Below are 13,353 nucleotides of genomic sequence, written 5' to 3'. Positions count from 1 at the left end.
TGCAACCCGTGTGATCATCTGTGATTTCCGCGGCCTCCGCGACACTGTGCGGCTTGCCCTGCGGCGGGCGCTTCGGCTGCGTACGCTGGGAGCCCAGCGGCGGCTCAGGACCTCGGCGGCGAAGGTGAGGGCGGCGCATGCGTGTCTACGAGAACCTGGCCGCGGTGGTCGGCGGAACTCCACTGATCAGGCTGAACGCGGTCACCGCGGGTATTGCCGCACCCGTGTTCGCCAAGCTGGAGTACGTCAATCCGGGCGGGTCGGTGAAGGACCGGATCGCCCTGGCAATGATCGACGCCGCGGAGGCCGCCGGGCAGCTGCGGCCGGGCGGGACGATCGTCGAACCGACCAGCGGCAACACCGGAGTGGGGCTGGCGATCGTGGCCGCGGCCCGCGGCTACCGCTGCGTGTTCACCATGCCCGACAAGATCAGTGAAGAGAAACAGGCGGTGCTGCGGGCCTACGGCGCCGAGGTGCTGGTCTGCCCGACCGCGGTCGCCCCGGACGACCCCCGCTCCTACTACTCGGTCGCCCGCCGCGTCGTCGCCGAGACGCCCGGCGCGTGGAGCCCGGACCAGTACTCCAACCCGCACAACCCCGCCGCGCACCACGCCAGCACCGGCCCGGAGATCTGGGCGGACACCGACGGGCGCGTCACCCACTTCGTCGCCGGTATCGGCACCGGCGGGACGATCAGTGGCACCGGCCGCTACCTCAAGGAGGTCAGCGGCCGGCGGGTACAGGTCGTCGGCGCCGACCCGGAGGGGTCGGTGTACTCCGGCGGCAGCGGGCGGCCCTACCTCGTGGAGGGAGTCGGCGAGGACATCTGGCCGACGACCTACGACAAGACGGTGGTCGATCGGGTGGAGGCGGTCAGCGACCGCGACTCGTTCCTGATGACCCGGGAGCTGGCCCGCCGCGAGGGCATGCTGGTCGGCGGCTCCTGCGGGCTCGCGGTGGTCGCCGCGCTGCGGGTGGCCCGGGAGCTGGACGCCGACGGCTGCGTCGTGGTGCTGCTCCCGGACTCCGGCCGCGGCTACCTGTCGAAGATCTTCAACGACGAGTGGATGTACGACTACGGTTTTCTCGACCGTCCGTCGGACGAGCCGACGGTCGCCGAAGTGCTGGCCCGCAAGTCCTCCGACGCGACCAGCCCGCCCGACCTGGTACACGTGCATCCCGACGAAACCGTCGGCGCGGCCATCTCCTATCTGCGCGAGTACAACGTCTCCCAGATGCCGGTGGTCCGCCAGGAGCCGCCGCTGCGTTCGGCCGAGGTGGCCGGCGCCGTCATCGAACTGGAGCTGCTCGGGGCCGTGTTCGCCGACCGGACCGCCGTCGACGCCCCGGTGGCCGCGCACATGTCGCCGCCGCTGCCCACGGTGGGCGCCGGCGAGCCGCTGTCGGTGCTGGTCAGCGCCCTGGGCGCCGCGCCGGCCGTGCTCGTGCTGGAGGACGGCAACCCCGTGGGCATCCTCACCCGGTCCGACCTGCTCAGCTTCCTGGCCACCCCGTAACCCCACCGAGGAGCCCATGACCAGCGCCGACGATCCTGTGACCAGCGATCCTGTGGCCAACGATCCTGTGGCCGACAACGCGGTAACCGGTGTGGACGGCTCCGCGGCCCGTGCCGACGGCCCGCGCCGCCCGGCGCCCGTCGGCGCATGGCCGGCCGGCGCCGAGGCCTGGGCCGGTACCGGCTTCGAGACGGTGGCGATCCACGCGGGACAGGACCCCGACCCCGTCACCGGCGCGGTGGTCGTCCCCATCCACCCGTCGTCGACGTTCGCGCAGGACGCTGTCGGGGTCCCGCGCGGGGCGTACGAGTACGCCCGCTCGTCCAACCCGACCCGCACCGCGCTGGAGACCTCCCTGGCCGCGCTGGAGGCGGGTGCGGTGGGGCTCGCCTTCGCCTCCGGTATGGCCGCCGTGGACGCGGTGCTGCGCACGGTGTGCCGACCCGGCGACCACGCGGTGATCCCGTTGGACGCCTACGGTGGCACCTACCGACTGTTCTCGCGGGTGCTCGCCGAGTGGGGCGTGGAGTACACCCCGGCGCCGCTGAACGATCTCGACGCGGTGCGGGCGGCGATCCGCCCGGGCCGTACCCGGCTACTGTGGTCCGAGACGCCGACGAATCCGACGCTGGGTGTCTCCGACATCGCCGCGCTGGCCGATATCGCGCACTCCGCCGACGCGCTGCTCGTCGTCGACAACACCTTCGCCACCCCGTACCTGCAGCAGCCCCTGGCCCTCGGTGCCGACGTGACGGTCCACTCGACCACGAAGTACCTCGGCGGACACAGTGACGTCGTCGGTGGCGCCGCGGTGGTGGCCGACCCGGGGCTGGGGGAACGGCTGCGGTTCATCCAGAACGCCACCGGGGCGGTTCCCAGCCCGTTCGATGCCTGGCTGGTGCTGCGGGGGGCGAAGACCCTGGCGGTCCGGATGGACCGGCACTGCACGAACGCCCGCCGCGTCGCGGAGCTGCTGGCGGGGCATCCCGCGGTGGCGGCCGTGCACTACCCGGGCCTGCCGGACGACCCGGGCCACCAGGTGGCGGCGAAGCAGATGCGTGACTTCGGCGGGATGGTGTCGTTCGCCCTGCGCGGGGGCGAGGAGGCTGCGGTCGAGGTGTGCCGGCGGACCAGGGTGTTCACCCTCGCCGAGTCCCTGGGCGGCGTCGAGTCGCTCATCGAGCATCCCGGGCGGATGACGCACGTCTCGGTGGCCGGTTCTCCGCTGGAGGTGCCCGCGAACCTCATCCGGCTGTCGGTCGGCATCGAGTCGATCGACGACCTGCTCGAGGACCTCACCGAAGCCCTCCCCGACCGCCGGGATCCGTAGGTGGTTTCCGTCACCCCGACAGCGTTTTCCACCTACGCCTCGTTCGGTCGTAGGTGGCTGCCGTTGGAGGGGTGACGGTTTTCACCTACGGCTTCCGCCGTGTCGTCGGGCTGTGCCGTCGGGCTGTGGCCAGCCCCGCGGGCACCGTGTGAGCTCGGCGTTGCCGCACCGGCAGGGTTCATCGTCGGATTGCGGCGAGCGAGAGGATGATTACACCCACGGTTCGCATCCCCCTGCCAACAGCTGCTTAGGCTAGGCTTCCTTGAACCCAACGGAAGCTCGCAGGTGGCATGATCGAGCGGGAACACCCTTGCCCGCGCCCGAGGTACCGCGCCGGATCGGCTCCGCCGACCGGAAAGGTCCGCAGGACCCGGGCCCTCGGACCCGGCCATCCGCCTAGGCCCCACAGCTGAACCCTCGGACCGGATCACTCAAGGAGCCCAGGCCACCGGACGGGAGTCGCTTTCTTGACGATATCCGCCATCAGTTCCGGATCCGCCGGCCCTTCGGGACCCAGCGCCCATGCTGACCCCACGACCAGCCCCACCGGCGGCCCCACTGGCGACCCCGCTGACGGCCATGGCGTGCCGAACGCCGACGGCCGGGCACGTGCGCCCGAGGGAATCCTCGCCCGGCAGCGCCGACGCGAGTCGTCCGCGCGGACATACGCCCGGAACCTGCCGATCGTCCCCGTCCACGCCGAGGGCATGACGGTGATCGGCGCGGACGGCCGTCGCTACCTGGACTGCCTGTCCGGCGCCGGCACCCTCGCGCTCGGCCACAACCATCCCGTCGTCCACGAGGCGATCCGCGGGCTGCTCCACTCCGGCGCACCGCTGCACGTGCTCGACCTGGCCACCCCCGAGAAGGACGCGTTCACCGCCGAGCTGCTGTCCTGCCTGCCGGGTGACCTCGCGACCTCGGCGAAGCTGCACTTCTGTGGGCCCAGCGGCGCGGACGCGGTCGAGGCTGCGCTCAAGCTGACCCAGACGGTCACCGGGCACGAGACGCTGCTGGCGTTCACCGGTGGCTACCACGGCATGACGGCCGGTGCGCTCGCCGTCACCGGCAACGTTACGATCAAGGAACGTCTCCGGCCGGTGGGCACGGTCGTGCGGCTGCCCTACCCGTACCCCTACCGCTGCCCGTTCGGCGTGGGCGCCACCGACGGGGACTGCCCGGACGGCGCGCGGCTGTCCATCCAGTACATCGAACGGCTCCTGGACGACCCGTGCGGCGGAGTGACCCAGCCCGCCGCGATGATCGTCGAGGCCGTGCAGGGCGAGGGCGGGGTGGTGCCCGCACCCGACGACTGGCTGCGGGCGATCCGCCGGATCACCGCCGAGCGGGGCATCCCCCTGATCCTCGACGAGGTCCAGACCGGGGTGGGGCGCACGGGCGCGTTCTGGGCCGTCGAGCACAGCGGCATCACCCCGGACGTCATCGTCATGTCGAAGGCGATCGGCGGCGGCCTGCCGCTGGCCGTCATCGCCTACCGGGAGGAGCTGGACGGCTGGACCCCCGGCGCGCACACCGGCACGTTTCGCGGCAACCAGCTCGCGATGGCCGCCGGTGCCGCCACCCTGCGTTTCGTCCGCTCCGAAGCCCTGGATCTGCGCGCCGCCGAGGTCGGCGCCCGGATGCTGGCCGACCTGCGGACGATCGCCGCGGGCCGGCCCTGCGTGGGAGATGTCCGCGGACTCGGGCTCATGATCGGCCTGGAGGTGGTCGATCCCGACGCCGCCCCGGACGCCCTCGGTACCCGGCCGGCAGACCCCCACCTGGCCGCCCGTGTCCGGGCCGAGTGCCTGGCCCGAGGCCTGATCGTCGAGCTTGGCGGGCGCCACGACGCGGTGGTGCGGCTGCTCCCGCCGCTGACCATCACTGACGCCGAGGCCGACCGGGTACTGGCCATCCTCGCCGACGCCCTCACCGCGGCAGCCTCCCCGCCCCGGTGAAGCCCGTCCCTGTACCACCGGCCCTGGGCGGCGCGCCCACGGGGACGCCGGACAGGCCGGCACCTGATCGGTCTGACCTGCCGGGTCTGCCGGGCCCGGCCGCGGCAACCGCCGCGGACGCCCGGGTCATCGAGACGCTGCTGCGCTGCTGGGTTCGGGAGAACGGGATCGCGGTGGACCGCCACGGCGGCCCGCTGCGGATCGGTCTGCCCGCCTCCGGACTGGCGTTGGAGGTGCCCGTCCGCTACCGCTCGCCCTGCGGCTGGCATCGCTTCGGCCCGCCGACCATCAGCGGCCCGACCACGGAAGCCGCGGCCGCGGGGAACCCGATCGGGGAAGCTCCAGCCACGGGCGGCCGGGCCACGCGGCGTCCGAGCGTAGGAGACCCGGCCGTGGGAGGTCCACCGGTGGACGCCGGGCTGCTGGCTGCCCTGCTCGTCCGCGAGATCGCCAGCCGGCAGGGGCTGCCGCCGTCGGCGGGCGCGGACTGCCTCGGCCGCGTCATCGACTCGCTGCGGCGGATCGCCGTGCACATCGAAGCCCGCGCCACCACCCGCCGAGGGCCCGCCAGGCCGACCACACCGGCCACGCCATCTGGTCCGGTCGTGCCACCGGATGGACCGGATGGACCGGATGGACCGGGCACACCAGCCGAAGTGGCCATGCCGGCCGGGGCGGGCGCGTCCACCATGCCGGACGCGGCGGGCGACGCGGCTGGCACGGCGCTGTTCCTCGTCGCCGAACAGGCGCTGATAACCGGGCATCCGTTCCATCCGACGGCGAAGAGCCGCGAAGGTGCGTCAGCGGAGGAGCTGGCCACATACTCTCCAGAGTTATATGGCTCCTTTGCCCTGCACTGGTTCGCCGCCCACCCGTCGGTGGCGGCCTCGGGCGGGACGATCGCCGGCCGCGGCCCGGCGGAGCTCCTACGCCGCCTGCTGCCCGACCGTGACCTGCCTGTCGCCCCTGCCGGCTACCTGCTCCTGCCGGCACACCCCTGGCAGGCCCGCTACCTGCGCACCCGGCCGGACGTCACCGCCATGATCGCCGATGGTCTGCTGGTGGCTCTCGGCCCGGCCGGGCCACCGTGGTATCCGACGGCGTCGCTGCGCACCGTGTGGCGGCCGGACGCACCAGTCATGATCAAGCTCTCCCTGGGTATGCGGATCACCAACTCCCGCCGGATCAACCTGCGCGACGAACTGGAGCTGGGCGCCCAGATCAGCGCGCTGCTCGACACGGGCCTGCGGGACTGGCTGGCCGGCGCCCATCCCGACTTCCATCTGCTCCAGGAGCCGGCGTGGGTCGGCCTCGATCCTCCGGGCGCAGGGAGTCCGGCCCCGGGGGCCGCGAGCGTGTCCGGCCTGGGGCTGGACAGCGCGATCCGGGTGAACCCGTTCGGTGTGGACGACCGGGTGGTGTGCGTGGCCGGGCTGGTCGCCGACCGCCCGGACCGTGCGCGCCGACCCCACCGACCCCACCGACCCCGGCCCGTCCATGCTCGTCAGGATCGTCGACGGGCTCGCGGCACGGGCCGGACGGCCCGCCGCCGAGGTCGCCGCCGACTGGTTCGCCCGCTACCTGCGGGTCGTCGCCGCGCCGGCGCTCGACCTGTACGCGCGCCACGGGGTCGGCCTGGAGGCACACCAGCAGAACTGCCTGGTCGCCCTGGACGACCACGGCCGGCCCACGGCCGGCTGGTACCGCGACAGTCAGGGCTACTATGTCGCCGCGTCCCACGCGGACGCCGTCCGCCGGGCCGTGCCCGGGTTCGGCGACGGGCTCGCCGCGATCTTCGACAACGCCCTCGTGGACGAACGGGTGCTCTACTATGTTATGATCAACAATGTGTTCGGGGTGATCGGCGCCTTGGGCGCCGCCGGCCGGGCGGACGAGACCCACCTGCTGGCCGCCGTGCGCGCCCTGCTGGTGCGCATGCGCGCCGACCTGGGCGCCGACGGTGTGACCGCACCGGGCCTGTTCGGCCTGCTGCTGGACTCCCCCGTCCTGCGCTGCAAGGCGAACTTCGCGACAGCGGTCGACGGGCGCGACGAACTGGCCGGCCCGGTCGCCACCCAGTCGCTGTACGTCGACATCCCCAACCCGCTCGTCACGGAGCTCGGATCGTGAGCACCCGACCGTCCAACCAGAACCATCCAGACGAACAACACAAGCCAGACGAACGGTGCGGGCAGGACGAGCCGGGCGAACGGGACGAGCCGTTCGACCTGGTGGGCGTCGGGCTGGGGCCGTTCAACCTCTCGCTGGCCGCGCTCGCCGACGGGCTGCCCAGGCTGCGCACCCGGTTCTTCGAGGCCAGGCCGGGGTTCTCCTGGCATCCCGGCCTGCTGCTGCCGGGCACCCGACTGCAGGTGCCCTTCCTCGCCGACCCGACCAGCCGCTGGTCGTTCCTGTCCTATCTGCACGCGCACGACCGGTTGTTCCGGTTCTACTTCCACGAACGCTTCCACCTGCTGCGGCAGGAGTACGACGACTACTGCCGCTGGGTGGCCACCGGTCTGGCCGCCACCCGTTTCGGCTCCCGGGTGGACGCGCTGCGCTGGCGTCCGGACACCGGGCTGTTCGAGGTCGAGGTGAGTGCCCAGGCCGACGGCCACACCCTCGCTGCCCGGACCACCCGGACGGTGCTGGCCCGCAACATCGTGCTGGGGGTGGGGACCGAACCGTCGGTGCCGGCGGCATTCACCGGGCTGCTCGGACCGGAGGTGTTCCACTCCGCCGAGTACCGGACGCGGCGGGCCGCCCTGGCCGGCGCCGGGCACGTGACCGTCGTCGGCTCGGGGCAGTCCGGCGCGGAGGTCTTCCTCGACCTGCTGCGCGCCCAGCCGGAAACCGGCCAGACCCTGCACTGGATCACGCGGACGCCGGCCTTCGCCCCGATGGAGTACTCCAAGCTGGGCCTGGAACAGTTCACACCCGACTACGTCCGGTACTTCCACGGTCTGGACCAGCCGGCCAAGGACGCGCTCCTGCCCACCCAGTGGCAGCTGTACAAGGGCATCGACGCCGAGACGATCGCGGAGATCTACGATCTGCTGTACGAGCGGACCGTCGCCGGCGCGGCCGTGGACGCGGCCCTGCTGCCCCACGTCACGATCGAGTCGGGGACGCGGACAGCGGCCGGGCGGATCAGGCTGGCCTGCCGGCACGTCCCGCAGGACCGCGTGTTCACGGTCGAGACCGACCGGGTCGTGCTCGCGACCGGGTACGCCGCCCGCCGGCCCACGCTGCTCGGCCCGGTCGCGGACCTGCTCGACCTCGACGACACCGGCCGATACCAGGTGGACGCGGCCTACCGGCTCGCGACCGTGCCGCGGGTCAGCGGACGGATCTACGTCCAGAACGCCGAACTGCACACCCACGGGGTCGGCACGCCAGACCTCGGCCTGGGCGCCTGGCGGGCGGCGGTGATCCTCGACGACCTGACCGACGGCACGGCCTACCGCGTCCCGCCACGATCGGCTTTCACGACCTTCGGCGCGCCCACCGACGCGCCGGCGCCCGGCCCCGGTCCTGCTTCTGGCGCGTCCCGGCCGACCACCGGTCCGGCGGCCGGATCGACGGACCCGGGGGCTGGGCCGGCTGCCGGCCCGGCCGTGCGCCCGCGGCGCGGTGACGTGCCCGCGCCAACCGGCGGAGGTGGGCAGTGGACGGACGGGAACGGGCCGTGAGCCGGCCGCATCTGTGGCGGGCGGCCGGGCAGGCCCTGCTGGCAAAGCTGATCGCGGAGTTCTCCTACGAGGAACTGCTGCACCCGCAGTCCGTCGCGAGCACCGCGAACCCGACGGACGCGACGAATCCCGCGAGCCCGGCGGGTACCGCGAACCTCGCGGGCGTGACCGAGTCGGCGGACCTGTCCACAGCTACGCCCCCGGCGGCGCGCGTCGGGCGCGGTGAACCGGCCGGTTACCGGCTGGCCTGCGGTGATGTCAGCTACACGTTCACCGCCCGCCGCGGCACGTTCGGCACCTGGTGGTTGGATGCCGCCTCGCTACGTCGCGCGGGCCCGCCCGGCCGGCCGGGCGGGCCGGCCTGGTGGCCGGTCGGCCCCCGCGGACGATCCGGCGCCAACGGATCCCGGCGGGTACGCCACGTCGCGCGGCCCGGTCCCAGCGGACGACCCGGTGCGTTTCGTCCTGGACGCCGTGGGTCTGCTGGGCTGGCCGGACGACGTCACCGCGGACGTCGTCCGTGAACTGACCGCGACGCACGCCGCCGACGTGCGGCTGCTCGCCGCAGCCCGCCCCGCCGCCGAGCTCGCGGACGCGACCTACACCGAGCTCGAGGGCTTCGCCACCGGGCATCCGTGCATGGTCGCGAACAAGGGACGGCTGGGCTTCGGTCTCACCGACGCGGGCCGTTACACCCCGGAGGCGGCCACCCCCCTGCGGCTGCTGTGGGTAGCCGCGCATCCGGAGCTGGCCACCTTCACGACCGCCGGTTTCACGACCGCCGGATCCGGCGGTGCCGGACCGGCCGATGCGGACGACCAGGACGCCCGTGGCGGCGTTCTCACCCAGCGGCGGCTGTTGGCGGCCGAGCTCGACCCGTCCACCCGGGCCGCGTTCGCAACGACGCTGGCAACCCGGCTCGCGACCGCGGGCAGCGGCGCGGAGGCTGGGACGGACCGTGACGACGGCCGGTCCGCGGAGCCGGGCACCGTTCCGGCACGGCCGGCTCCGCCCCGGGGAGAACCGGTGGCTGATCCGCCGGATGGCCGGGGCTGGGAGGAACAGGCTCCGTCCCAGGGGGAGCCGGCCGCCACCCATGAGGAGTACGTCTGGCTGCCGGTGCATCCCTGGCAGTGGGAACACGTGATCGCGCCGCTGTTCACCGCCGAGATCGCGACCGGCCGGTTGGTACTGCTCGGCGAGACACCAGATCACTACCTTCCGCTACAATCTGTGCGTACTTTGGTGAACATCGACCGTCCAGCACGGTTCAATGTCAAACTTGCGCTAATGATTCGTAACACACTGGTGTGGCGAGGGATGTCAGCCGACGACGCCCACGCCGGCCCGGACACCTCCGCCTGGCTCGTCGGCATCCGGGACGCCGACGCGTTCCTGCGGGACGTCACACGGGTGCTTCCACTGCCGGAGGTCGCCGGGGCCACCGTCACCCACAGCGCGTACGGGGAGCTGGCGCGTGCGCCGTACCGCTTCCACGAGCTACTGGGCGTCCTGTGGCGGCAGCCGGTCGAGAGCCTGCTCGCCGCCGGCGAACGGGCCCGGACGTTCGCGTCGTTGCTGCTCGTCGGCTCCGACGGCCGGGCGCTGGTCGGCGAGCTGGTGGCCCGCTCGGGCCACGGGGCGCGGGAGTGGCTGCGGGCGCTGCTGTCCTGCCTGCTGCCGCCGCTGCTGCACTACCTGTACGTCTACGGCGTCGCCTTCACCCCGCACGGCGAGAACGTCGTCCTCGTCTTCGACGGTGACGACGTCCCGACCCGAATAGCGATCAAGGACTTCGGAGCCGACATAGAACTGGTCGACGCCGCCCACACCGATGGTGACCGGCCAGGCTGGCCGGAGCAGGCCGGCCTGCCGGCGTCCGCCGCGCGGTACCTGCGGCGCTGGCCCGCCGCCGACCTCGCCCACTCGATCCTGTCGGCACTGTGCGCGGGGCACTTCCGGTTCTTCGCGGTCATCCTCGAGGAGCATCTCGGTGTCGACGAGCGGGAGTTCTGGACGCTGGTCCGCGCCGAAATCGAGAACTATCACCACGCCTTTCCCGACCATGCCGACCGGTTCGCCCTGTTCGACCTGCTGGCGCCCACCTTCGACCGGGTCTGCCTCAACCGGGAACAGCTCGCCGGCGCCGGCTTCCACGACCGGCCCGACCGAGACGGCGGATTCGACGTCAGCTACGGCCGCCTCGCCAGTCCCCTGCATCTGGTGACGATCGACACCGCACCTCCCGACAGCGCGGCCCCCGACAGCACAGCCGTCGACAATGCAGCTCCCGACAACGCAGCCGTCGACATCGTGCCCCCGAAGAGCAGGCCCCCGAAGACCGAGAGAGCCCGGCGATGAACCTCGACAACGAGACGACGAACATCCGGATGACGGCCGGCCGGACGACGGGTGTCGGAGCGTCGGCCCGGCTGCCGCGCGCAACCATCCGGCCGGCTTGAACCGGCCCGCGCGGCGGCATCCCGGCCTCCTCGACGTCGACGAGCTGCGGCGGCTCGCGGCGTCCACGCGTTCCCCGGACAGCATCGACGAAGTGCTCGTGGGCCTTCCCGACCTGCAGGGGCGTCTTCAGGGCAGCGGGGCGTCGGTGGATCACTTCATCGAGGACGTGCTCGCGCGCGGCCTGCCCGCCTGCGCCTATCTGCTCGCCGTGGACGTCGAGATGGACACCGACGCCGGCTACGCCTTCGCGCCCCGGGACACCGGCTTCGGGGACTTCCGGCTCGTACCGGACCTCGCGACCCTGCGCCGCGCTCCGTGGCATCCCCGCTCGGCCGTGGTGTTCGCGGATGCCTGGTGGCCGGCTGGCGGCGTGGTCCGCGTCGCGCCCCGGGCCGTCCTGCGAGCGCAGCTCGACCGGCTCTACACCCGGGGGCTGGCCGCGCTCGCCGGTACCGAGCTGGAGTTCCTGGTGTTCACCGAGTCCTACCAGCAGGCGGCCGACCGCTCGTACGGCGGCCTGACCCCGGCGTCCCGGTACAACGTCGACTACTCCCTGATCGGGACGTCCGAGATGGACGGGCTGGTCCGGACGATCAGGCTGGCCATGACGGACGCGGGGGTACGGGTCGAGTCGGCCCGGGCGGAGGTCCATCCGGGCCAGTACGAGATCGTCTTCCGCTACGACGACGCGATTAGTACCTGCGACAACCACGTCCTCTACAAGACGACGGCGAAAAACCTTGCCGCGCAGGCCGGTCAGGCAGTGACCTTTATGGCAAAATACGATCAAGGAGAGGGAAACTCCTGCCATGTTCACCTGTCCCTGCGGGGGCGGGACCGCGCGACGGTGTTCGCCGCCGAGCCGTTGGAAGACGGGCGGGCAGCACCCGACGAGGAGTCGGCCGAGCGGGCGTCCGCGGGCTGGGCTCCGCCCGGACGGACGTCGGCCGAGCGGGCCGCAGCCGGCCGGCCACTGATCGACCGGAGCCACGGTGGGCGGGCGCCGGGCGGCCGGGCGGCGGCCGATCGAGCGGATCTCGCCGGGATGTCGAAGCTGATGCGGTCGTTCGTGGCCGGGCAGCTCGCCTGCATGGCCGAGTTCGCCCTGCTGTTCGCGCCGACCGTCAACTCCTACAAGCGGCTCGCTCCGGGCTCGTTCGCGCCGACCGGTATCGCCTGGGGACGGGACAACCGCACCTGCCCGGTGCGGGTCGTCGGCTCCGGCCGCTCGCTGCGGATCGAGCATCGGGTGCCCGGTGGTGATGCCAACCCGTACCTGGCGGTCGCCGGGATCATCGCGGCCGGCCTGTACGGGATCGACAACGACCTTGCGCTGCCACCGGCGACGGCCGGGAACGCGTTCACCGCGCCCGGGGTGGCGCGTCTGCCCAGGACGTTACGGCAGGCGCAGCGGCTGTGGCGTTCCAGCGAGATCGCGCGAGCGGCGTTCGGCGACGACGTTGTCGACCATCTCGCGCACGCCGCCGAGGCCGAGTTCGCCTCCTACGAGACGACCGTCACCGACTGGGAACGCCGCCGCGCCTTCGAGCGCCTGTGAGTCACCGGCACGTCGGTGGGACGAGCGCCGGACGGTTACTCCGAGTCCCGCACGGCGCACTGGGTCCCGTACGGTTCCGACGAGCCGGATCGTCCATGGCACCGGTGTCGACGAAGCCGCACCGGACGTCGGCCCGGGTCCCGTGCTGTTCCGACGCCGTCCGCGGCGCCCACGGCGGTCGTCCCCTTCCGGGTGCCGCTCCAGTGCCCGTGTTGTTCCAAATTTTGCGCCGATCCGGATTTCGCGCCGTTCCGGGCCGGAGGCTGCCCGCGAAAACGGTTTTGTCCTGACCGCCTATCCGTCATGTGCATGGTCCGGCAGATATCCGGACACGGATTGCCGGCCGGCTTCGACAACGGCCGGGCATGGCTGGGCATAATCGGACAGAGGCGTCGGACAGGGACCGCACGCCCCACCTGCGCGGCGTCCTGGAAAGCCAGGCTCCCGGGTCGCTCGCGGGGGCGGCCGATCCGTCCACGGCCGCCCCCGCGAGCCGTGCGGCAGCAGCTCCACCACCTCTGCCGCAAGATTCAGTTGGATACCGGCCACGCCGCCGCGGCCGGCGTCCCGGTACAAGCGGGCGGTCACCGACGGGTGCGGGCGACCGCATCCGGGAGAACTGGTCACGATCGTCGCCAATCGTGCGTCCGGTTACGGTCCAGCGGGTCTCCTACGGTATTGAGGCTAGAACGTGAAACGAGGTTGTGACAAGGGCCGGCGATGCCGTCTCGATGGTTTTTTCCACATTGTAGCCGGTAACAGAAAACACCATGACGAGTATACCGTTTTATTTTTCGGATTATCTTACCAGCTCATGTCCGACGCTTCCCACATT

8 protein-coding genes and 1 pseudogene are annotated in these 13,353 nt (G+C 72.3%); all 9 read left to right on the top strand.

Annotated features, from left to right (window positions below; all coding sequences use genetic code 11):
• Positions 1–137: 137 nt before the first annotated feature.
• The 9 genes and pseudogenes from CM1CMNOD_RS03115 (at position 138) to CM1CMNOD_RS03085 (ending at position 12,518) form a co-directional block, all read left to right on the top strand.
• On the top strand, positions 138–1,517 hold the full coding sequence (locus CM1CMNOD_RS03115) for a cystathionine beta-synthase (protein ID WP_013872217.1): 1,380 nt from the start codon (positions 138–140) through the stop codon (positions 1,515–1,517).
• Between the two features lie 16 nt (positions 1,518–1,533).
• Complete coding sequence (locus tag CM1CMNOD_RS03110) at positions 1,534–2,847, top strand: cystathionine gamma-synthase (RefSeq protein WP_013872216.1); 1,314 nt, start codon at positions 1,534–1,536, stop codon at positions 2,845–2,847.
• Between the two features lie 467 nt (positions 2,848–3,314).
• On the top strand, positions 3,315–4,805 hold the full coding sequence (locus tag CM1CMNOD_RS03105; RefSeq protein ID WP_013872215.1) for a diaminobutyrate--2-oxoglutarate transaminase family protein: 1,491 nt from the start codon (positions 3,315–3,317) through the stop codon (positions 4,803–4,805).
• Between the two features lie 662 nt (positions 4,806–5,467).
• Positions 5,468–6,187, top strand: a pseudogene (locus CM1CMNOD_RS22785) (IucA/IucC family protein); the annotation flags it as partial.
• A 19-nt stretch (positions 6,188–6,206) separates the two neighbouring features.
• The gene (locus tag CM1CMNOD_RS22780; protein WP_237703075.1) at positions 6,207–6,935 is read left to right on the top strand and encodes an IucA/IucC family C-terminal-domain containing protein; all 729 of its coding nucleotides are present in this window, start codon (positions 6,207–6,209) and stop codon (positions 6,933–6,935) included.
• Positions 6,932–8,497 carry a lysine N(6)-hydroxylase/L-ornithine N(5)-oxygenase family protein gene (locus CM1CMNOD_RS03095; RefSeq protein ID WP_013872214.1) on the top strand — a complete coding sequence of 522 codons (1,566 nt, stop codon included), beginning with the start codon at positions 6,932–6,934 and terminating at the stop codon, positions 8,495–8,497. Before CM1CMNOD_RS22780 ends, CM1CMNOD_RS03095 begins: the two co-directional genes overlap by 4 nt.
• The gene (locus CM1CMNOD_RS22775; RefSeq protein WP_157490968.1) at positions 8,494–9,021 is read left to right on the top strand and encodes a hypothetical protein; all 528 of its coding nucleotides are present in this window, start codon (positions 8,494–8,496) and stop codon (positions 9,019–9,021) included. Before CM1CMNOD_RS03095 ends, CM1CMNOD_RS22775 begins: the two co-directional genes overlap by 4 nt.
• Complete coding sequence (locus tag CM1CMNOD_RS03090) at positions 8,951–10,858, top strand: IucA/IucC family protein (protein ID WP_157490967.1); 1,908 nt, start codon at positions 8,951–8,953, stop codon at positions 10,856–10,858. Before CM1CMNOD_RS22775 ends, CM1CMNOD_RS03090 begins: the two co-directional genes overlap by 71 nt.
• Positions 10,859–10,955: 97 nt before the next feature.
• On the top strand, positions 10,956–12,518 hold the full coding sequence (locus CM1CMNOD_RS03085) for a glutamine synthetase family protein (protein WP_013872211.1): 1,563 nt from the start codon (positions 10,956–10,958) through the stop codon (positions 12,516–12,518).
• Positions 12,519–13,353 lie beyond the last annotated feature (835 nt).

This window comes from Protofrankia symbiont of Coriaria myrtifolia (genome assembly GCF_900634755.1).
GTDB lineage: Bacteria > Actinomycetota > Actinomycetes > Frankiales > Frankiaceae > Protofrankia > Protofrankia coriariae.
This window is presented reverse-complemented; position numbering and strand designations above follow the sequence as displayed.